We start from the raw sequence: 20,583 nt of genomic DNA on the forward strand, positions 1-20,583 counted from the left end.
ATCCGAGCCGAAGGGCTCAGCACGGGCGAACCAACGCAGAGGCCGGCTTGTTTGGCGCCGCCCCGCCGGATAGGATTTCACTCATGTGAACTCCCATCCGGCGCAGCATCCCTTCGGCTCCCTCCGTTCGCAATGTGCGGACCGGTGTCGGCCGACCAGGTTCTGCGCCTCCTTCGCCGAGCCGGCACCTCGCAGATCGCGGAAGGCTGCGGCCTGCGATGGCGGCTTGCCTTCGCCGCCCGAAGCTTGTTCAAGGCGGTCTTTCCTGCCGAACGAGGTTGATCCCATGCGCTATTCGCCCCTGGTCGAGCGAATCGACGGTCCCGGCGCCCGCGCCTGGGAGATCCACGGCGCGGCCGTCGCGGCGCGGCGGCGGGGCGAGGACGTGATCCTTCTCACCGTCGGCGATCCCGACTTCGCGACGCCGGAGCCGATCGTCGAGACCGCCATCGTGGCCCTGCGCGACGGCGACACGCATTATTCCGACGTGCCGGGCCGTCCCGCCCTTCGCGAGGCGATCGCGCGCCATCTTTCGTCCGACCTCGGCCGCACGCTCCGGGCCGACGAAGTGGTCGTCACGGCCGGCGCGCAGAACGCGCTCTTCTCCAGCGCCCTCTGCCTCCTCTCGGAGGGCGACGAGGCGATCGTGCTGGAGCCGGCCTATCTCACCTACGAGGCGACGCTCCAGGCCGCCGGCGCGTGTCTGGTGCGCGTGCCGATGAGCGCGGCCTCCGGCTTTCGCCCGGATGCGGACGCCATCCGCGCCGCCCTCACCCCGCGCACCCGCGCGATCGTCCTGGCGACACCGAACAATCCGACCGGCGTCGTGCTGACGCGGGACGAGCTCTCCGCCATCGCCGAGATCGCGGTGGAGCGCGATCTCTGGGTCATTTCCGACGAGGTCTATGCATCGCTGACCTTCGACCGCCCGCATGTCTCGATCGCCTCCCTGCCCGGCATGGCCGAGCGGACCGTGACGATCGGCAGCCTGTCGAAATCCCATGCCATGACCGGCTGGCGGGTCGGCTGGATCGCGGCGAATCCCGACCTCGTCGGCCATGTCGAGCGGCTGGAACTCTCCATGCTCTACGGCCTGCCCGGCTTCATCCAGCAGGCCGCGATCACCGCGCTGGAGCGCCACGAGGAGGTCTCGGCCTTCATGCGCGAGCGCTACCGCGCCCGCCGCGACCTCGTCGTCTCCGCCCTCGGCAAGACGCCCCGGCTGTCCGTCCTGTCGCCCGATGCCGGCATGTTCGTCATGCTCGACGTCCGGCAGACCGGCCTCTCCCCCTTCGACTTCTCCTGGCGCCTCTTCCGCGAGGCCGGCGTCTCCACCCTCGACGCCACAGCCTTTGGCGCCCCCGCAGAAGGGTTCTTGCGCGTGGCCTTCACGCTCGGGGAGGAAAGGCTGGCGGAAGCGTGCGGGCGGGTGGATCGGTTCGTCCGGGGGCTGTGACGCCGCTTTAAGGGTCGGGCGCGCTGCGGATCATGCGAGGCTGCAGCTAGTGAACGCCGCTCATCCGGCATAGAGTTCGGATGCCGATAGGAGAACCGTCATGGGCATTGCTGGAAAGGTCACCGCGAACGTCGCGCCGGATCTGATGCCGGCGATCCGCGAGAGCGTGGAAACGGGCGAGTTCGCCACGACCGGCGAGGCGCTGAACGATGCGCTGCGCGTCTGGCACCGACAGCGTCTCGACCGTGCCCAGCGTCTCCAGGCCCTTCGGAACCGGGTCGAGGCATCGATCGCCGATCCCCGTCCCAGTCTCTCTTATGACGAAGCCCGAGCCGAGATGACCCGCTTCATGGCGGCGCGGCGAAACGACGGCGACGATGCGGCCCCTCGATTCGACCGCTCAAACTTCCTCGCAGGCTCTTAAATCCGCTCTAGCTTCTCATGCGGCAGAGGGGGAAACTCGACCTCGATTGGGTTGTCGGCACGAACGATGCCGCCGGCTCGTGCGATGCTCATGATGCCGGCTTTGCGAATGACATCGCCGTTGCGATCGATCTCGACGACGGCGGCCAGAAGGCCCGGCTGAAATCGCTCGATCTGCGCACAGGGATTGCGCAGGCCGGTCACTTCCAGGACGACCTCATCGCCAAGATGAAGAAGCGTTCCTTTCGGAAGAGCGAGAAGATCGATACCGAGCGTCGTGACGTTCTCGCCGAGTTGGGCTGGCTCGACGGCAAAACCTTTCGACGCCAGTTCGGCAAAAAGCTCCGCCTGGATCAAATGCACTTGGCGAAGATTGGGCTGGGTCGGATCGACCGCGACGCGAGAGCGATGCTGCACCGTCACGCCCTGATGAGCATCGCCTTCCACCCCAAGGCCGGCGAGGATTCGGATCTGAGGCACGTTCCGCTTGGAAAAACGATGAACGTCGTCGATGGCGACGGCAACGACGGTTCCAATCATCACGAGCGTCCCCCTCTCGGTTGCAGCCAGCTTCGGCCCGCATGTCGTGAAACCTACCGCATCGGCATGCACCGCTCCAAAAGCTTGAACAGCCCGATCAGCACGCCCGTCAGCATCGCGTAGATCAGCGCGAGCAGGAGCAGCGGTTCGTAGGTGAGGAGCGTGTCCTGGCGGATGCGGCCGAAGACGGCGTAGAGGTCGATGACGGTGATGGTGGCGACGAGGGGCGTCGATTTCAGCTGGAGAACGGTCTCCCCCGTCAGCGTCGGCAGCGAGCGCTGGACGGCACGGGGGAGCCAGATGCGGCGCAGAAGCGTGAAGGGGCGCATGCCGTAGGCACGGCCCGCCTCCAGCTCGCCGCGCGGCACGCCGGCGAAGGCGCCGCGCATGACCTCGCCCTCGTAGCCCGCGAAGGAGAAGGTCAGCGCCAGAACCGCATAGGGCCAGGCCTGGCGCAGATAAGGCCAGAGGAAGGAGCCGCGGATTTCCGGAATCAGCGGAAAGAGCGAGCCGAGGCCGTAATAGAGAAGCCAGACCTGCAGAAGGAGCGGCGTGCCGCGAATGACCGTGCAGAAGGCCTTGGCGGGCGCCGCGAGATACCAGGGGCCGGCCGCCTGGGCGAGACCGAGCGGGATGGCGAGGAGAAAGCCGAGAATGGCGGTGGAGACGAGCATGACCAGCGTCTGCCAAAGCCCGGCGAGGATCATCCAGCCATAGGTCGGCAGCCAGTCCCAGCGCATCAGGATCGCCGCCGAAGCGAGGATGGCGATGCCGAAAAGGCCGAGCACGATGCGGTGCGGCTGGAGCCAGTCGCGCCGGCCCGGCGCCATCGCCCGCCCGCCCGCCGCCTCGACCGGCGGAGCCTCGATGGCGGGAAGGCCGGCGCTCATGCCTGCCGCCCGGCGGGAAGACCCCGGCGCGCCCAGCGCTCCAGCCGGCCGATCAGAAGGTTCGAGCCGAGCGTCAGGAGAAGATAGAGCGCGCCCGCCGCCATGAAGAAGAGGAAATAGGCCCGCGTCGCGCCTGCCGCCTGCCGCGTCGCCAGGGTCAGCTCCCCGAAGCCGACGACGGCGAGCAGCGCCGTGTCCTTCGTGGCGATCAGCCAGAGATTGGACAGGCCGGGAATGGCATAGGGCAGCATGGCCGGCAGGACGATCCGGCGCAGCGCCAGAACCGGCGACATGCCGTAGGCCCTCGCCGCCTCGATCTGGCCGGCCGGCACCGCCAGGATCGCGCCGCGCAGCACCTCCGTCGAATAGGCGCCCTGCACGACCGCGATCACGAAGATGCCCGCCGCGAGCGGGCTGATCTCGACCGGCCCCGCGCCGACGAGCCGCAAAGCGAGATTGAGGAGATCGCCCCCCGCATAATAGAGAAGAACGATCAGCACGAGTTCGGGCACTGCGCGCACCAGCGTCGTGTAGCAGGCGAGAAGATCGCGCGTGACCGGCCCGCCGTAAAGCTTGCCGAAGGCGCCGCCGACCCCCAGCAGCAGCCCGAAGCCGAAGCCGCCGACCGCCACCTTGATCGAGTTCCAAAAGGCCCAGAGCAGCACGCCGCCCCAGCCGGGCGGCGACAGCGCCAGAAGATCCAGTCCGTTCGGCATCGGGCCTCCTCGGGGGCTGAGGGAAGAGGCGGGGACGCCGTCCCCGCGCCCCCTGCCAATGGACGTTGTCCCTTGGAACCCGTTCTCGTGTGTCTCGCCGGGGTGGGGCCGACGGCCCCGCCCCGGCGAGACACATGAAAAGAAGGGTCCGGGACTTCTGTCTCGGGCGGGGCTCGGGGCGGCAGCCCCGCTCTCGGCCTCAGCCTCCGAAAATGTCGAAGTCGAAGTACTTCTTGGAGATCGCGGCGTAGGTGCCGTCCTCGCGGATGCCCTTGATGGCGGCGTTCATCTTGTCCTTCAGGGCCGAGTCCCCCTTGCGCAGGCCGACGCCGACGCCGGGGCCGAGGATGTCGAGATCGGGGGCGACCTCGCCGACGACCTTGCAGCAGGCCGTGCCGTCGGGCGACTTCAGGAATTCGTTGAGGGCGAGGCTGTCGGCCTGCGTGGCGTCGATGCGGCCGGCGGTGAGGTCCTGGTTCGCCTCGTCCTGCGTCTGGTAGACCTTGATCTCGGCGGCATCGGCGAAGTGCTTGCGCACATAGGCCTCGTGGACGGTGGCGATCTGGACGCCGATGATCTTGCCGGCCAGCCCCTCGGGGGTCGCGGTGTAGTCGGCATCCTTGGCGCCGACGACGACGGTCGGCGTGTTGTAGTACTTGTCGGAGAAGTCGATCGTCTTCTCGCGCTCGGCCGTGATCGACATGGAGGCGACGATGATGTCGATCTTCGAGGAGGTCAGCGCGGGAATGATGCCGTCCCAGGAGACGGGCGTCACCACGCAGTCGAGCCCGGCCTTGACGCAGAGCGCCTTGCCGATCTCGACCTCCCAGCCCGTCCACTGGCCGGAGGCATCCGGCGAGGCGAAGGGCGGATAGGGCTCGGCGGCGATGCCGAGCTTCACGGTCTCCGCGCTGGCGAGACCGACGCCGCAGATCGCGAGGGACAAGGCGAGGCCGGCGGTCTTCAGAAGGCCGGAAATCGTCGAACGGGAGGTCATGCGGTGCCTTTTCGTTGTCGAAGGGAGGGAGATTCTCGGTCGAAAGAAGCAAAGGCGGCGAAGCGTGGAAGCGGGTCCCCGCGAGGGTCAGTGGATGGAGCGGATGAAGCGCTTCAGGCGCTCGGATTTCGGATCGCCGAAGAGCGCGGCGGGCGGGCCCTCCTCCTCGACGAGGCCGGCGTGAAGGAAGACGATGCGGCTCGCGACCTCGCGGGCGAACTTCATCTCATGCGTGACGAGGATCATCGTGCGCCCCTCCGCGGCGAGATCGCGGATGACGGCGAGCACTTCGCCGACGAGTTCGGGATCGAGCGCGGAGGTCGGCTCGTCGAAGAGCATGACCTCCGGCTGGATGGCGAGCGCCCTCGCGATCGCGGCGCGCTGCTGCTGGCCGCCCGACAGATAGGCCGGATAGGTGTCGCGCTTCTCGTAGAGGCCGACGCGCTTCAAGAGCGCCTCGGCGGTGGCGCGCGCCTCGTCCTTCGGCACGTTCAGGACATGGATCGGCACTTCGGTGACGTTCTGGATCAGCGTTCGGTGCTGCCAGAGATTGAAGCTCTGGAAGACCATGGCAAGGCGGGTGCGGATGCGCTGGACCTGGGCTCTGTCGGCCGGCACGAGCCCGCCCGCACCGTCGCTCTTCAGCCGCACTAGCTCCCCGTCGATGGCGATCTCGCCGCGCGTCGGGTTTTCCAGAAGGTTCACGCAGCGCAGGAGCGTGGACTTGCCGGAGCCGGAGCCGCCGATGATGGTGACGACCTCGCCCCGGGCGGCGGTGAGCGACACGCCCTTCAGGACTTCAAGATTGCCGAAGCTCTTGTGCAACCCGGTGATGCGCACCGGCGGCGGCCTGCTCGAAATAGGCGCCGGAGCGCCGAGCGGCGCCCCCATGGCGCCGCCGGACGGTCGCCTGTCGGTCGCGATGATCATCGCTTCTCCATCGAGCTTCGCCCGGTCCGTCCTCGTTCGCGATCGCAGCCGTTGCGCACTGCACAATCGCAAGCCAGTTTCGACATCTGCCCGATTAATGCACTTGCGGGGTCCACTTGCAATCGTGCATTTTCATCGAGGTGAAGACGACGCCCGGGTGGGCGTCGGGGCCGGGTTTGGGGGAGAGCGCGTGGATTTCGAACAGAAGCAATGGGGCTGCCAGTCCATGGCCGCGCCGCTCCGCCGCGTTCTCATGCGCCGTCCGGGCCCGAGCCTTGCCGGCGCCGATGCGGGGCGCTGGCATTACGGGGCCGGCTTCGACGGGCCGAAGGCCGTGGAGGAATATGCCGGCTTCGCCGCGCTGGTCGCGGCATCGGGCGCGGAAATCCTCTGGATCGAGGACGAAGGCGACGGCCTCGCCGACGCGATGTTCACCCACGATCCCTCGCTCGTCACCGATGCCGGCGCGGTGCTCCTCTCCATGGGCAAGCCGCTGCGCGTGGCGGAGGTCGATCTTCATGCGGCGGCCTATCGCCGGGCGGGCATTGCGATTCTCGGGCGCGTCGAGGCGCCGGGCACGGTGGAGGGCGGCGACTGCGTCTGGCTGGACGGCTCGACGCTCGCCATCGGGCGGGGCGTGCGCAGCAACGAGGCCGGCATCGCGCAGGTGCGCGCCCTGCTGGCGCCCCAGGGCATCGAGGTTCTCGGCTTCGACCTGCCGCTCTGGCAGGGCGAGGAGGCCTGCCTCCACCTCATGTCCGTCATCAGCCCGCTGCGCGAGGATCTCGCGCTCGTCCACTCCCCGCTTCTCCCCGCCGCCTTCTGGCAGCTTCTGCGCGCCCGCGGCATCCGGCTCGTCGAGGGCGACCCGGAAGAGTTCAAGGCCAGCTTCGGCCTCAGCCTGAACGTGCTGCCGACGGCGCCGGGCGACGTCGTCATGGTCGCGGGCTTTCCGAAGACGGCGGCGGCGATGGAGGCGGCGGGCTGCCGCGTCCAGACCTTCGCCGCCGATGCGCTGTGCCTTGCCTGCGAGGGCGGCCCGACCTGCCTGACCCGCCCCGTGCTGCGCGCGGCCTGACCTTTGGCCGGACTGGCGGAGAAACGGCCTGGCGCGACGGCATCGTCCGCCGGAACGGATCTGGACACGACGGAGGGCGTCGCGCCGGGACCTTGCCAGTCCCGACGGAACGTGATGAACTCTTTTCACGGGCATGAAGATCGGGAGTGACCTCATGAACCTTCACGTCTCCGGCAAGACCGACACCTCCGCAACCGGCGCAGAGATGGGCCCAGCGGCCGACGCTGAATTCGGCGCGGCGGAATGGCAGGCGCGGGTGGATCTGGCGGCCTGCTACCGGCTCGCCGCCCATTACAAGATGACCGACCTCATCTACACGCACATCACCGCCCGCGTGCCGGGCGAGGACGGGCGGTTCCTGATCAACCCCTATGGCCATCGCTGGGAGGAGATCACCGCCTCCTCGCTGGTGAAGATCGACGTGGACGGCAACACGATCGGCCCTTCCACCGCCCGCGTAAACCCGGCGGGCTTCACCATCCACAGCGCGGTCCACGCCGCCCGGCACGATGCGGCCTGGGTCATGCACACGCACACGCGCGCCGGCGTCGCGGTCTCCACCCTGAAGGAGGGGCTGATGCCCCTCAACCAGATCGCGCTGCAGTTCTACGGGCGCGTCGGCTACCACGATTTCGAGGGCATCGCGCTCGACCATGCCGAGCGCGTGCGCATCGTCGCCGATCTCGCCGGCCATCCCGCGCTGATCCTGCGCAATCACGGGCTCCTCACCGTCGGCGGCTCGGCGGCGCAGATGTTCTCCAACATGTTCTATCTGAACGCGGCCTGCGAGATTCAGGTGGCGACGCTCTCCATGGGCCAGCCGCTCGTGCCCGTGCCGCCCGCGATCGGCACGAAGGTGACGGAGCAATACGACCAGATGGCCTTCGACGACGGCGATCTCCTTCTGGAATGGGCCGCGCAGCTTCGTCTCGTCGACAGTCTCGATCCCTCCTACAAAAGCTGAAGGACTTCTCGATGTCCGCTCTCGATTTCAGCACCGGTTTCGCCAAGTCCGGGCACACCTGGACGCTTCCCGCCGACTGGTATTCGAGCGAGGAGATGTTCAAGCGCGAGCGGGCCGAGATCTTCACGAAGAACTGGATGCTCTTCTCCTGGTCGGAGAAGATTCCCAATCCCGGCGACTACGTGCGCGGCACGGTGGCGGGCTATTCGGTCTTCGCGATGCGGGGCGACGACGGCGTCGTGCGCGCGTTCCACAATGTCTGCCGGCATCGCGGGGCCGAACTCGTCGCCGAGGAGAGCGGCCATTGCGGCAAGCTCCTCGTCTGCCCCTACCACTCCTGGGGCTTCGACCGCGCGGGCCTTCTGAAGCGCGCCCGCGACTTCGGCGGCTCCGAGAGCTTCGATCCCGTCGAATGGGGACTCTATCCGGTGGATGCGGAAGAGTGGCGCGGCTTGATCTTCCTGCGCATCGAGCGCGGGGGCGAGACGCTGAAGGAGTGGCTCGGGCCGATCGACACGATGGCGGCGGACTATCCGCTGGAGAGCCAGCACTACTTCACGTCGAAGGACCGCGACGTCGACGTCGACTGGAAGACCTACGGCGACAACTACCTCGAATGCTACCACTGCCAGACGATGCATCCGGGGCTCTGCGAGTCCATGGACATCAAGCAGTACAAGGTGGACGTCCATTTCGACGACCGCTTCTTCCACCTCCACGCGCCGGCGCGCGAGGGCGGACTGACGCGCGGCCTCTATTTCTACCGCTTCCCCGTCCTGATGCTGAACCTCTACGACTGGGGCTCCTCGATCGCCACGGTGGAGCCGATCGGCCCGGGCAAGATCCGGCACATCAACTGGTACTTCTTCACCGACGTCTCGCCGGAAAAGGCGGAAGAGAACCGGAAATCAGCGGAATGGTCGGCGCAGATCGTGTCGGAGGACATCGACATCATCCTAGGCGTCCAGCGCAATCTCAACGCCGGCGTCTACCGTCAGGGCCCCATCTCGCCGAAATACGAGCACGGCGTTCTCGGCTTCCAGGCGATGGTCCGCGAAGCGCTGGATGGCAAAGATAAGCCGGCGCATCGGATCGCGGCGGAGTAGATTTGCAAAGCAGGTTTGGGCGCCGGCGGGCATCGAGGGTGTAGGATCGAGCGACGGATGGCGGCGGGAGGCACCCCCCTCTGTCCTACCGGACATCTCCCCCGCAAGGAGGGAGATCGGTAGCTTCGGCTGCCGCTGGAAGCTGCAAACGCATGCGGTTTGCCTGATCTCCCCCTCAAGGGGGGAGATCGGCCGTTCGACGGGTCGATCGAAAACGCAGCCATTTGCGACAAGCCTGATCTCCCTCCTTGCGGGGGAGATGCCGGCAGGCAGAGGGGGGTGCCTCCCACTATCCTAACAAAAAAGCCGGACGCGATCCCGTCGCGTCCGGCTTTCTCAACTCAAATGTCAGCTATCTCTCCAGCTCAGGCGAGGTTCAGTCCGACATTCACGTTGCCGCGCGTGGCGTTGGAATAGGGGCAGACCTCGTGGGCGGCGGCCATCAGCTTCTCGCCGGCTTCGGCATCAACGTCGGGCAGGCTGACGAAGAGATCGGCGGTGATGCCGTAGCCGCCTTCCGAGCGCGGGCCGAAGCCGACCTCGGCCGTGACCGTCGCGTCGGCGGGAACCTTGACGCCGACCTTGCCGGACACGGCCTTCATCGCGCCGAGGAAGCAGGCGGAGTAGCCGGCCGCGAAGAGCTTCTCGGGATTCGCGCCGGGGCCGCCGGGGCCGCCCATTTCCTTCGGTACGACGAGCTTGACGTCGACCGAGCCGTCATCCGACTTCGCGGCGCCGTCGCGTCCGCCGGTGGAGGTGGCGCGGGTCTTGTAGATCACGTCGACGGGCATGGGAGTCTCCTTCGTCCGATGGATGGGCTGCCCGGCGCCGGAGCGGGCCGAAGCAGGCTGCGATTTCCTTATCGCGATATCGAATATCTACGCCTCGCCGATCGGACTGTCGAGATAAATCTTATCGCGATATGCAAATCGTGGTACGACATAGGCGAACCTTTTGACGGAACGACGCAATTGCCCGCGCCCACGACACTTCCCCTCGACGATCAGCTCTGCTTCGCGCTCTACAGCGCGTCGATGGCGGTCACGCGGACCTACAAGCCGCTGCTCGACCGGCTCGGCCTGACCTATCCGCAATATCTCGTCCTCCACACGCTCTGGGAGGCGGACAGCCGCGGCATCGGCGCCATCGCGGAGCGGCTGGACCTCGAATCCAGCACCGTCACGCCGCTCGTCAAGCGCCTGGAAACCGCCGGCTTCGTCACCCGCCGCCGCAATCCCGCCGACGAGCGCCAGGTGGTCGTCGCGCTGACGACGGCAGGCCTTGCCATGCGCGAGGCCTGCGCCTGCCTCGGCGAAGCCCTGCTCGCCGCCTCCGGCATGCCGCTGCGGCGCATCGGCGAGCTCAACGCGGAAATCCGGATGCTGCGCGACGCGCTGGCGACGCGGCAGGAGGATGTCGCTTGATTCAGGCTCACCTCTTCGCGCCCGCGGCCGCCCCTCAATAGCTCGGCGGCGTGATGGCCCATACGATCTGGAGGGGGACGGTGCCGGTGGAGCGGTAGCGGTGGGGCTTGGTGGAGGGGAAGGCGAAGCTGTCGCCGGCGCGCAGGTTGTAGCGCTTCTCCTCGACGAAAAGCTCCATCTCGCCGGCGAGGATCAGGCCGGCCTCCTCGCCTTCATGCTTGTAGGGCTCGGGGCCGCTGCCGGCGCCGGGCTGTAGCGTGCAGAAGAGAAGCTCCAGCGCGCCGTCGAGGCTCGGCGTCAGAAGCTCGTCGACGATGCCGACGCCGGACATGGTCATGCGCCGGCGCTGGTGGGCGCGCACGACGACGTCGCTTTCCGCGCTCGGCGGCTCCGGCTGGTCGGAGCGGAAGAACCAGCCGATCGTGACGCCCATCGTCTCGGAAATCTGCTGGAGCTGGCGGATCGTCGGCGTCGAGAGCCCGCGTTCGACCTGGCTGAGATGCCCGACGGACAGGCCCGTGCGACCCGCGACGTCCGACAGGGTGAGGCCTTTCTGCTTGCGCAACTCGCGGATGAGCGGCCCCAATGCCGCGACGGGATCGGGGGCCGCGACCGCTCCGCCATCCTCGGCAGAGGCCTCGGCCGCTTCGTCCATCTCCAGCGATTGATCGTCCGTCACGTCTGGCCTTCAACGCTCGCGGAGCCGTCCATCCCCAGCTTTGGATGAGGACGGAACCCGTGTTTCACGAGCGTGAAGGTAGCTCGCGCGCAATGGGGCCGCAAGTTCGACCACGCGAGTCGAGCGGACGCCGCAATTTCCCCCAATGTTTCACGGGGATGAAGGCAGCGGCCCTGGACATCGAGGCTTCTTCTCCCCTTTCGGGGAGAAGGTCGCGGCAGCGGGATGAGGGGTCTTGGCGCAACGGTCGGAGAAGGAGGCGCAAAGGTCCCCTCATCGGCCTGCCGGCCACTTCTCCCCGGAGGGGCGAAGAAAGGAGGTCCTGAACGACCTGCCTCACATCGGGAAGCGGATGGCAGTCTACCGCCGCTCCCCGATCGCCCGCCCTGCCCCTTCGGGACGCGGGCGGGCGGCTGAGGTCTCCGCCAGCGCGGCCATCCTCGCGGCCATGTCGGCGCCGGCGGGGACCGCCTTGCCGCTTTTGGTGTCGACATGGAGAAGCATGTGCTCGCCGGTGGCGACCACCGTGCCGTGCCGGCTCATCGTGTGGAACAGGCGCAGGCGCTTGTCGTCGGCGGAGAGGACCTCGGTCGTGACGGAGAGGCGGTCGCCGACCTTGCCCTCCGCGAGGTGTCTGATGTGACTTTCCACGGTGAAGAAGCTGTGGCCGCCCGCCAGATAGGCGGCGTCCATGCCGAGGCGCTCCAGGGCGACGTCGGTCGCATCGCCGAAGACCTGTAGATAACGGTGCTCGGTCATGTGGCCGTTATAGTCGGCCCAGTCGGCGGGGACCGTGACCGTATGGGCGACGGGCAGCGGGGCCGGCGCGGGGGCGGCCTCGGCGAGGCGCGCCTCGTAGGTCTTCAAAAGTTCGCCCGCGCCCCAGCCGCGCTGCCCGCTCTTGGCCAGCGAGTGCATAATGGCGACGAGATTGTCGTCGCGGATGCGCTCGAGGTCTCGGATGGAGAGGCCGGCGGCCTGTTCGTCAGACTGGTCGGAGATCTTGTCGACGAGCGCGTCGGTGAGGTCCGGCACGTCCATCAGCTTCGTCCAGGGCCATTTCAGGCAGGGGCCGAACTGGGCCATGAAATGGCGCATGCCGGCCTCGCCGCCGGCGATGCGGTAGACCTGGAAGATGCCCATCTGCGCCCAGCGCAGGCCGAAGGAATAGCGGATGACGTCGTCGATCTCCTCGACGCTCGCAATGTCGTCGTGGACGAGCCAGAGCGCCTCGCGCCAGAGCGCTTCGAGCAGCCGGTCGCCGACGAAGGCGTCGATCTCCTTGCGGATCTTCAGGGGCTTCATGCCGAGCGAGGCGTAGAAGGCCCGCGCCCGGTCGATCGTCGCCTCCGTGGTCTTCTCGCCCGCCACGAGTTCCACCAGCGGCACGAGATAGACGGGATTGAACGGGTGGGCGACGAAGAGGCGGCCGGGATGGGCCATGTTCGCCTGGAGATCGGTCGGCAGAAGGCCGGAGGTCGAGGAGCCGACAAGCGCGTCCGGCCGCGCGTGGCGGTCGATCTCGGCGAGAAGCGTCTGCTTGAGGTCGAGGCGCTCGGGCGCGCTTTCCTGAATAAGATCGGCATCGCCCACCGCCTCGGCGAGGCTGGAGACGAAGATGACGCGGCCGGGCGCCGGGCGGGCGCCGGGGATCAGCCGCTCGAAGGCATGAGCGGCGTTCGCCATCAGCCCCTGCAGCTTGCGCTCGGCCTCCGGGTCCGGGTCGTAGACCGCGACGTCGAGCCCGTTCTGCGCGAAGCGGGCGACCCAGCCGCCCCCGATGACGCCGCCGCCGACGACGGCGACCTTGCGGATGTGGTCGATCCGATTCGGCATGGCCTCAGCCCCTCTTCGTCAGCTTGAGCTTCGCCCGGGTCTCGGCCGGGGTCAGCACCTTGGCTCCCATGCCGAGGAGCGTGGTCCGCGCCGCCGCGACGAGATCGCCGTTCGAGGCGAGGACGCCCTTGCCGAGCCAGAGATTGTCCTCGAGGCCGACGCGGACATTGCCGCCGGCAAGCACGGCGAGCGCCGCATAGGGCAGCTGGTTGCGGCCGATCGAGAAGGCGGAGAAGACCCAGTCCTTCGGAAGGTTGTTCACCATGGCCATCAGCGTCCCGATATCGTCCGGCGCGCCCCAGGGAATGCCCATGCAGAGCTGGACGAGGACCGGCCCGTCGATCAGCCCTTGCGCATGCAGCCATTTGGCGAGGACGAGATGGCCGGTGTCGAAGACCTCGATCTCGGGGCGCACGCCCAAGCCCTGCATCTGCCGGGCCATCTCCTTCAGCATGGCCGGCGTGTTGGTCATGACGTAGTCGCCCTCGCCGAAGTTCATCGTGCCGCAGTCGAGCGTGCAGATCTCGGGGAGAAGCTCGGCGACATGGACGAGGCGCTCGGTCGCGCCGACCATGTCGGTGCCTTCGGGCGAAGGCGGCAGCGGCGCCTCGACCGAGCCGAGCGTCAGGTCTCCGCCCATGCCGGCGGTGAGGTTGATGATGACGTCGACGCCCGACGCGCGGATGATCTCCACCGTCTCGCGATAGAGCGCGACGTCGCGCGAGCCCTTGCCGGTTTCGGGGTCGCGGACATGGATGTGGGCGACGGCGGCGCCCGCCTCGGCGGCTTCGATGGAGGCCTGCGCGATCTCCTTCGGCGTCACCGGCACCTTGTCGGAGCGCCCCACCGTGTCGCCGGCACCGGTGACGGCGCAGGTGATGAAGACCTCGCGATTCATCTGGAGGGACATGGGCCGTGGCTCCCGCTGGCTGAAATGCTGAGCCGAGCTTGCCGCGACCGGCCGCGCAATGCGATACAGGGTGCGCCGATCGCAAGACCGAAAGCGCATGGCCGTCACGATCTTCCAGCCCTCCGAGGCATGCCTCTCCATCGACATCCTCGTTCTGCCCGAGCTGTCGCTGCTCTCGCTCGCCTCGACGCTGGAGCCCTTGCGCGCGGCGAACCGGGTGGCGGGGCGCACGGTCTATCGCTGGCGCCTGCTCTCGCCGGACGGCGCACCCGTGACGAGTTCGAGCGGTGTCTCGCTGGCCGTCGACGGCGCCTTCCCGGCGGAGGCGCCGGGCGATGCCGTCTTCGTCGTCGCGGCCTTCGACATCGAGCGCCACGCGACGCGGCCGATCCTCGCGGCCCTGCGCCGGCTGGCGCGGGCGGGCGTGCCGCTCGGCGGGATCGAGGCGGGCGCCTGGGTTCTGGCGCTGGCGGGGCTGCTGGAAGGCCGGCGCGCGACGACGCATTGGGAGGATCTCGACGCCTTCGCCGCGCGCTTTCCAGGCGTCGCGGTCCTGCCCAGCCGTTTCGTCCTCGATCTCGGCAAGGCCGGGGGCGACCGGTTCACGACGGGGGGCGCGTCGCCCGCGCTCGACATGATGCTGGAGCTGATCCGGCGGCGGCAGGGCGCGCCGCTCGCGCTCTCGGTCGCCGGCATCTTCATCTACGAGGAGGCGCGGGCGGGAGAGGACCCGCAGCCCAGCCTCTCGCTCGGCCGGCTCGACTGGAACGAGCCGCGCGTGGCGAGCGCCATCCGCCTGATGGAGGCGCGAATCGAGCGCCCGGTCTCCATCGCGGCGCTGGCGCGCGCGGCCGGCGTCGCGCCGCGAACGCTGGAGGCCCTGTTTCAACAGGCGGTCGGCACCTCGCCGCGCGAGTTCTATGCAGGATTGCGCCTGGAGGCGGGTCGTCGAATGGTTCTTGAAACCCGCGCGGATATGGCGTCTGTTGCCGAAGGATGCGGTTTCGCATCCGCCTCCGCCTTTGCCAGGGCCTTTCGCCGGCATTATGCCGAAAGCCCGACCGAGGCGCGACGAACAAGACGACGGCTTTGAACTGGCGCCGCGAAACGGCGCGAGAGCAGACTTCTTTTCGGTTCGGAAAGTCTTGGACAGGTCATCTGCCCGATGATGCGGCAGGGACTGCCGTCTTATTCGGCACATCACCTTTCCTTGATGAACTGCAAGCCGCACGAATATTTCGATCCCCTAAACGACAACTGATGTCGCACTTGGGCAACTTGCCTTCCGCGACTGTCGATAGCGTCGCGATCAAGGGACCTCGACGAACAAGGGGCCCGGACCCGGCGCATCCGAAGCTTGCGGACCGACGGGGCCTTACGAACAACGGCTGCGGCAGGAGACGGCGATGAGCGACACACTCAAGGATCTCGGGGCAGCGGCCCGCCATGGCCTCAGCCGCCGCGAGTTCATGGGCCGGGCGCTCGCCGCCGGCATCAGCCTGTCGGTCGCGGGCGATCTCTTCGCCTCCACCGCCATGGCGCAGACCGCGACCCCGGTGAAGGGCGGGCACCTGAAGCTCGGCCTCGAAGGCGGCGCGGCGACGGACGTGCTCGACCCCGCCAAGGCGCTCTCGCAGGTCTCCTTCGTGGTCGGCCGCAACTGGGGCGACACGCTCGTCGAGAGCGATCCGCTGAACGGTCAGCCCGTGCCCTCGCTCGCCGAGAGCTGGGAATCCTCGCCGGACGCCAAGACCTGGACGTTCAAGATCCGCAAGGGCGTGCAGTTCCACAACGGCAAGGAGCTGACGATCGAGGACGTCGTCGCCACGCTGAAGCGCCACACCGACGAGAAGTCGGAATCGGGCGCGCTCGGCGTGATGAAGTCGATCGGCGAGATCAAGGCCGACGGCGGCAACCTCGTCGTGACCCTGTCCGAGGGCAATGCGGACCTGCCGCTTCTCCTCACCGACTACCATCTCGTGATCCAGCCGAACGGCGGCCTCGACGACGTCAACGCGGCGGTCGGCACCGGGCCCTTCAAGCTTGCGAGCTTCGAGCCGGGCGTGCGCATCACGTTCGAGAAGAATGCCAGCGACTGGCGCACCGACCGCGGCCATGTGGATTCGGTGGAGATCATCGTCATCAACGACGCCACGGCGCGCGTCGCGGCCCTCTCCTCGGGCCAGGTCCACTACATCAACCGCGTGGACCCCAAAACGGTCGGCCTTCTCAAGCGCTCGCCGAAGATCGACATCCTGAACACGTCGGGCCGCGGCCACTACGTGTTCATCATGCATTGCAACACCGCGCCCTTCGACAATATCGACCTGCGCCTCGCCCTGAAATACGCCATGGACCGCGAGACGATGGTGAAGACCATTCTCGCCGGCTACGGCAAGGTCGGCAACGACATCCCCGTCAACGAGACCTACGCGCTCTTCCCCGAGGGGCTGGAGCAGCGCGCCTACGACCCGGACAAGGCGGCCTTCCACTACAAGAAGTCCGGCCATGACGGCGCGGTTCTTCTGCGCACGTCCGACGTCGCCTTCCCCGGCGCCGTCGATGCGGCCGTGCTCTATCAGGAATCGGCCAAGAAGGCGGGCATCAACATCGAGGTCAAGCGCGAGCCCGGCGACGGCTACTGGACCAATGTCTGGAACGTGCAGCCCTTCTGCACCTCCTACTGGGGCGGGCGCCCGACGCAGGACCAGATGTACACGACGGCCTACTATTCGAAGGCCGACTGGAACGACACGCGCTTCCTGCGCCCGGACTTCGACAAGCTGCTGCTCGAAGCGCGCGCCGAGCTCGACGAGCCCAAGCGCAAGGAGATGTACCGGACGATGGCGACCATGGTCCGCGACGAGGGCGGACTGATCCTGCCGATGTTCAACGACTTCGTGAACGCCTCGCAGAAGAGCGTGAAGGGCTACGTGCACGATATCGGCAACGACATGTCGAACGGCTTCGTGGCGACGCGCGTCTGGCTCGAAGCCTGATGAGCCTCGAGACGGGCTCCGGCCCCGGCACCCGGATGGGCGGCCCCGGCGCTTCGGGCGCCCTCCCCGCGGGGGACCCGATCGCCGCCGCGGGGCCGGCCGGGAGCATGCTCGTCTCGCTCTCGCCTTCGGGCGACGACCGCTCCGTCGTCGCCCGCTTCATGGGCGACAATCCCCTGGCCTCGATGATCGCGCAGCGGCTGGTTCTCAGCCTCCTCCTGCTTCTGGCGGTCTCGCTCGTGCTCTTCCTCGGCATCCAGGCGCTGCCGGGGGATTTCGCGCAGACCTATCTCGGCCAGTCCGCGACGCCTCAGGCGGTGGAGAACATTCGCCGCGAGCTCGGCCTCGATCAGCCGGCCGTGACGCGCTACCTGTCCTGGCTCGGCGGCGCGCTCCAGGGCGATTTCGGCCTGTCCTGGGCGAGCCGCAACTCGATCTCGGCGCAGATCGCGAACCGGCTGGGCAACACGCTCTTCCTCGCCTTCTTCGCCGCGCTCGTCTCCGTGCCGCTGGCGATCGGCCTCGGCATGCTCTCAGTCCTCTATCGCGACCGCATTCCGGACCGGATCATCAACGTCTTCTCGCTGGCGGCGATCTCGCTGCCCGAGTTCTTCGTCGGCTATCTCTTCATCTTCCTCTTCGCGATCACGCTCGGCTGGGTCTCCTTCCCCTCCACCGTCTATGCCGGCATGCCCTTCCTGGAGCGGCTGGAGGCGATCGCGCTCCCCTGCGCGACGCTCGTCCTCGTCGTGCTCGCACATATGATGCGCATGACGCGGGCCGCGATCCTCAACGTCATGGCCTCGCCCTACGTCGAGACGGCTGAGCTGAAGGGCCTCTCCAAGATGCGCATCATCGCGCGCCATGCCGGGCCCAACGCCATCGCGCCGATCATCAACGTCGTGGCGCTGAACCTTGCCTATCTCGTCGTCGGCGTCGTCGTGGTGGAGGTCGTCTTCGTCTATCCCGGCATCGGGCAGTACATGGTGGATGCCGTGACCGTGCGCGACATGCCGGTCGTGCAGGCCTGCGGGCTGCTCTTCGCGGCGGTCTACATCCTGCTCAACATGGTCGCAGACATTCTCGCGATCGTCTTCAACCCGCGCCTCCGGCATCCGAAGTGAGGGCCGCCGCATGAGGCTGCGCAGCATTCCCCTCAGCGCCTGGATCGGTTTCTTCGGCATCGCGCTCGCGCTTCTCTGCGCGCTTTTCGCCCCGTATCTGGCGCCGTATGGCGAGCGGGAGGTGGTCGGCGAGGTCTGGGAGCCGATGGGGCCGGTCTTTCTGCTCGGCACCGACAATCTCGGCCGCGATCTCCTCTCGCGCCTGATCTTCGGCGCGCAGACGACGATCCTCGTCGCGGCCGCCGCGACCTTCCTCTCCTTCACGATCGGCGTCGTCCTCTCCTTCACCGCGTCCGTCGTGCGCGGCTGGACGGACCAGGCGCTCTCGCGCCTCAACGATCTGATGATGGCGATCCCGACGCTGATCTTCGCGCTCGTCGTTCTGGCCGTCCTGCCGCAGAAGCTCTGGATTCTGATCTCCGTCATGGCGGTTCTCGATTCCACCCGCGTCTTCCGGCTCGGCCGGGCGGTCGCGACCGACATCGTCGTCATGGACTTCGTGGAGGCCGCGCGGCTGCGCGGCGAGGGAACGGCCTGGATCATCCTGCGCGAGATCCTGCCGAACGCGCTCTCGCCGCTGCTCGCCGAGTTCGGCCTGCGCTTCGCCTTCTCCGTCCTCTTCCTCTCCACGCTCTCCTTCCTCGGCCTCGGCATCCAGCCGCCGGACGCGGACTGGGGCGGCATGGTGAAGGACAACAAGGACGGCATCATCTTCGGCGTCTCCGCCGCCCTCATCCCGGGCACGGCCATCGCGATGCTCGCGATCTCGGTCAATCTCGTCGTCGACTGGCTCCTCAACCGCACGTCGAGCCTCAAGGGCGGCCGCGGATGAGCGGTCCCGGCGGCCTTCCGGAAAGGGCGGCGATGAGCGATTCCAAGACGCTTCTGAAGGTTCGCGACCTCACGATCGGGGCGCGGATCTATCCGCCGGGCGAGGCGCCGAAGGACATCACGATCGTCCACGGCGTGTCCTTCGATCTCCAAAAGGGCCGCGTGCTCGGCCTGATCGGCGAATCCGGCGCGGGCAAGTCGACGATCGGCCTCTCCGCGCTCGCCTACGGGCGCGGTGGCGTCGCGATCACCGGCGGCACGGTGACGCTGGACGGACAGGACATCCTGAAGCTCCCGCCTGCCGGCCTGCGCTCCATTCGCGGCGCGAAGGTCTGCTATGTCGCGCAGTCTGCGGCAGCGGCCTTCAACCCCGCCTTCCGGCTCGGCGACCAGATCATGGAAGCCGCGCTGAAGCACGGCATCCTGACGCGTGAGGAGGCGAAGAAGCGCGCCGACCATCTGTTCAAGATCCTCGGCCTGCCCAATCCCGACACGTTCGGCCAGCGCTATCCGCATCAGGTCTCGGGCGGCCAGCTCCAGCGCGCGATGACCGCGATGGCGCTTCTCCCCTCGCCCGACCTCATCGTCTTCGACGAGCCGACGACCGCGCTCGACGTGACGACGCAGATCGACGTGCTCGTCGCCATCAAGCGCGCCATCGAGGAGACGGGCACGGCGGCGATCTACGTCACGCACGATCTCGCCGTCGTCGCGCAGATCGCCGACGACATCATGGTCCTGCGCAACGGCCGGACCGTCGAATACGGCACGGTGCGCGAGATCATCGAAACGCCGCGGCAGGAGTACACGCAGAAGCTCGTCTCCATCCGCCGCGAAGGCAAGGCGGAGGCGCCCGACCAGTCGGACCGGCTGCTGCGGATCGACCATGTGGACGCTGCCTACCCCAACGGCTTCCAGGTGCTGCACGGCGTCTCGATGCATCTGCCCAAGGGCCAGACGCTTGCCGTCGTCGGCGAATCCGGCTCCGGCAAGTCGACGCTGGCGCGCGTCATCACCGGGCTGCTGCCGGCCCGAAACGGGCGCATCACCTTCAAGGGCCGCGAACTGCCGGCCAAGCTTTCCGGCCGCACGCGCGAGGATCTGCGCGCCATCCAGATGATCTACCAGATGGCGGACACCGCCATGAACCCGCGCCACACGGTGGCCGATATCATCGGGCGGCCCCTGACCTTCTATTTCGGCCTGCGCGGCGCCAAGAAGGCGGCGCGGGTGAAGGACCTGCTCGACCAGATCGAGATGGGCGCCGGCTTCGCCGAGCGCTATCCGGCGGAGCTGTCCGGCGGCCAGAAGCAGCGCGTCGCCATCGCCCGGGCGCTCGCGGCCGACCCCGAACTGATCCTCTGCGACGAGCCGACCTCGGCGCTGGACCCGCTGGTGGCGGAGGGCATTCTCGATCTCCTGATGCGGCTCCAGGCGGAGACGCAGGTCTCCTACCTCTTCATCACCCACGACATCGCGACCGTTAGGGCCATCGCCGATTCCGTGGCGGTCATGCATCGCGGGCGGCTCGTGCGCTTCGGGCCGAAATCCCAGGTTCTCTCGCCGCCCTTCGACGACTATACCGATCTCCTCCTGAAATCGGTGCCGGAAATGCGCATCGGGTGGCTGGAAGCCGTGCGGGACGAGCGCCGCATGGCGGCGGCCGGCAACTGAACGAGC

Annotated in this window: 20 protein-coding genes; 11 read left to right on the plus strand and 9 right to left on the minus strand. The window is 67.8% G+C overall.

Annotated elements, in window-relative coordinates; all coding sequences use genetic code 11:
- Window positions 1-286: 286 nt before the first annotated feature.
- Window positions 287-1,456 (plus strand): pyridoxal phosphate-dependent aminotransferase, encoded by a 1,170-nt coding sequence (locus ASG62_RS08905; RefSeq protein WP_056688039.1) that lies wholly within the window; start codon window positions 287-289, stop codon window positions 1,454-1,456.
- A gap of 100 nt (window positions 1,457-1,556) precedes the next feature.
- Window positions 1,557-1,880 carry a type II toxin-antitoxin system ParD family antitoxin gene (locus ASG62_RS08910; RefSeq protein ID WP_200944630.1) on the plus strand — a complete coding sequence of 108 codons (324 nt, stop codon included), beginning with the start codon at window positions 1,557-1,559 and terminating at the stop codon, window positions 1,878-1,880.
- On the opposite strand, the gene ASG62_RS08915 is transcribed toward ASG62_RS08910, so the two are convergent.
- The 5 genes from ASG62_RS08915 to ASG62_RS08935 all read right to left on the minus strand — a co-directional run bounded on the left by ASG62_RS08915 (window position 1,877) and on the right by ASG62_RS08935 (window position 5,913).
- Entirely contained in the window at window positions 1,877-2,419 is a 543-nt protein-coding gene (locus tag ASG62_RS08915) for an MOSC domain-containing protein (protein ID WP_056688041.1), read from the minus strand. The two genes, ASG62_RS08910 and ASG62_RS08915, sit on opposite strands and share 4 nt — an antisense overlap.
- A gap of 53 nt (window positions 2,420-2,472) precedes the next feature.
- On the minus strand, window positions 2,473-3,249 hold the full coding sequence (locus ASG62_RS08920) for an ABC transporter permease (RefSeq protein ID WP_056689340.1): 777 nt from the start codon (window positions 3,247-3,249) through the stop codon (window positions 2,473-2,475).
- Between the two features lie 56 nt (window positions 3,250-3,305).
- Window positions 3,306-4,025, minus strand: a complete 720-nt coding sequence (locus ASG62_RS08925; protein ID WP_056688044.1) for an ABC transporter permease — start codon at window positions 4,023-4,025, stop codon at window positions 3,306-3,308.
- A 199-nt stretch (window positions 4,026-4,224) separates the two neighbouring features.
- Window positions 4,225-5,004, minus strand: a complete 780-nt coding sequence (locus tag ASG62_RS08930; RefSeq protein WP_413814194.1) for a transporter substrate-binding domain-containing protein — start codon at window positions 5,002-5,004, stop codon at window positions 4,225-4,227.
- Between the two features lie 105 nt (window positions 5,005-5,109).
- Entirely contained in the window at window positions 5,110-5,913 is an 804-nt protein-coding gene (locus ASG62_RS08935; protein WP_056689342.1) for an ABC transporter ATP-binding protein, read from the minus strand.
- A gap of 265 nt (window positions 5,914-6,178) precedes the next feature.
- Between ASG62_RS08935 and ASG62_RS08940 the strand changes: the two genes are divergently transcribed.
- From ASG62_RS08940 to ASG62_RS08950, 3 genes are all read left to right on the plus strand, one after another.
- Window positions 6,179-7,030 (plus strand): dimethylarginine dimethylaminohydrolase family protein, encoded by an 852-nt coding sequence (locus ASG62_RS08940; RefSeq protein WP_056689344.1) that lies wholly within the window; start codon window positions 6,179-6,181, stop codon window positions 7,028-7,030.
- A gap of 205 nt (window positions 7,031-7,235) precedes the next feature.
- Window positions 7,236-7,994: a class II aldolase/adducin family protein gene (locus ASG62_RS08945; RefSeq protein ID WP_056689346.1), complete on the plus strand. Its 759-nt coding sequence runs from the start codon at window positions 7,236-7,238 to the stop codon at window positions 7,992-7,994.
- 11 nt (window positions 7,995-8,005) lie between these two features.
- On the plus strand, window positions 8,006-9,100 hold the full coding sequence (locus tag ASG62_RS08950) for an aromatic ring-hydroxylating oxygenase subunit alpha (protein WP_056688050.1): 1,095 nt from the start codon (window positions 8,006-8,008) through the stop codon (window positions 9,098-9,100).
- 365 nt (window positions 9,101-9,465) lie between these two features.
- Here ASG62_RS08950 and ASG62_RS08955 read toward each other — a convergent pair whose 3' ends face one another.
- Window positions 9,466-9,891 carry an organic hydroperoxide resistance protein gene (locus ASG62_RS08955; RefSeq protein WP_056688053.1) on the minus strand — a complete coding sequence of 142 codons (426 nt, stop codon included), beginning with the start codon at window positions 9,889-9,891 and terminating at the stop codon, window positions 9,466-9,468.
- 243 nt (window positions 9,892-10,134) lie between these two features.
- On the opposite strand from ASG62_RS08955, the gene ASG62_RS08960 reads away from it, so the two are divergent.
- On the plus strand, window positions 10,135-10,524 hold the full coding sequence (locus ASG62_RS08960; RefSeq protein WP_056689347.1) for a MarR family winged helix-turn-helix transcriptional regulator: 390 nt from the start codon (window positions 10,135-10,137) through the stop codon (window positions 10,522-10,524).
- A 34-nt stretch (window positions 10,525-10,558) separates the two neighbouring features.
- Here ASG62_RS08960 and ASG62_RS08965 read toward each other — a convergent pair whose 3' ends face one another.
- From ASG62_RS08965 to ASG62_RS08975, 3 genes are all read right to left on the minus strand, one after another.
- Window positions 10,559-11,203, minus strand: coding sequence for a cupin domain-containing protein (locus tag ASG62_RS08965; protein WP_244487428.1), 645 nt, complete (start codon window positions 11,201-11,203; stop codon window positions 10,559-10,561).
- A 360-nt stretch (window positions 11,204-11,563) separates the two neighbouring features.
- Complete coding sequence (locus ASG62_RS08970; RefSeq protein WP_156382069.1) at window positions 11,564-13,027, minus strand: carnitine 3-dehydrogenase; 1,464 nt, start codon at window positions 13,025-13,027, stop codon at window positions 11,564-11,566.
- A gap of 16 nt (window positions 13,028-13,043) precedes the next feature.
- On the minus strand, window positions 13,044-13,949 hold the full coding sequence (locus ASG62_RS08975) for a 3-keto-5-aminohexanoate cleavage protein (RefSeq protein WP_056688060.1): 906 nt from the start codon (window positions 13,947-13,949) through the stop codon (window positions 13,044-13,046).
- Between the two features lie 97 nt (window positions 13,950-14,046).
- Between ASG62_RS08975 and ASG62_RS08980 the strand changes: the two genes are divergently transcribed.
- From ASG62_RS08980 to ASG62_RS09000, 5 genes are all read left to right on the plus strand, one after another.
- Window positions 14,047-15,042, plus strand: coding sequence for a GlxA family transcriptional regulator (locus ASG62_RS08980; RefSeq protein ID WP_056688063.1), 996 nt, complete (start codon window positions 14,047-14,049; stop codon window positions 15,040-15,042).
- Between the two features lie 313 nt (window positions 15,043-15,355).
- Complete coding sequence (locus tag ASG62_RS08985; protein WP_056688066.1) at window positions 15,356-16,948, plus strand: ABC transporter substrate-binding protein; 1,593 nt, start codon at window positions 15,356-15,358, stop codon at window positions 16,946-16,948.
- A 107-nt stretch (window positions 16,949-17,055) separates the two neighbouring features.
- Window positions 17,056-18,072, plus strand: a complete 1,017-nt coding sequence (locus ASG62_RS08990; RefSeq protein WP_413814195.1) for an ABC transporter permease — start codon at window positions 17,056-17,058, stop codon at window positions 18,070-18,072.
- A 10-nt stretch (window positions 18,073-18,082) separates the two neighbouring features.
- Entirely contained in the window at window positions 18,083-18,904 is an 822-nt protein-coding gene (locus ASG62_RS08995) for an ABC transporter permease (protein ID WP_056688072.1), read from the plus strand.
- Window positions 18,905-18,936: 32 nt separating this feature from the next.
- Window positions 18,937-20,577: an ABC transporter ATP-binding protein gene (locus tag ASG62_RS09000; RefSeq protein ID WP_056688075.1), complete on the plus strand. Its 1,641-nt coding sequence runs from the start codon at window positions 18,937-18,939 to the stop codon at window positions 20,575-20,577.
- Window positions 20,578-20,583: the final 6 nt, after the last annotated feature.

Source organism: Aureimonas sp. Leaf427, from assembly GCF_001425485.1.
GTDB lineage: Bacteria > Pseudomonadota > Alphaproteobacteria > Rhizobiales > Rhizobiaceae > Plantimonas.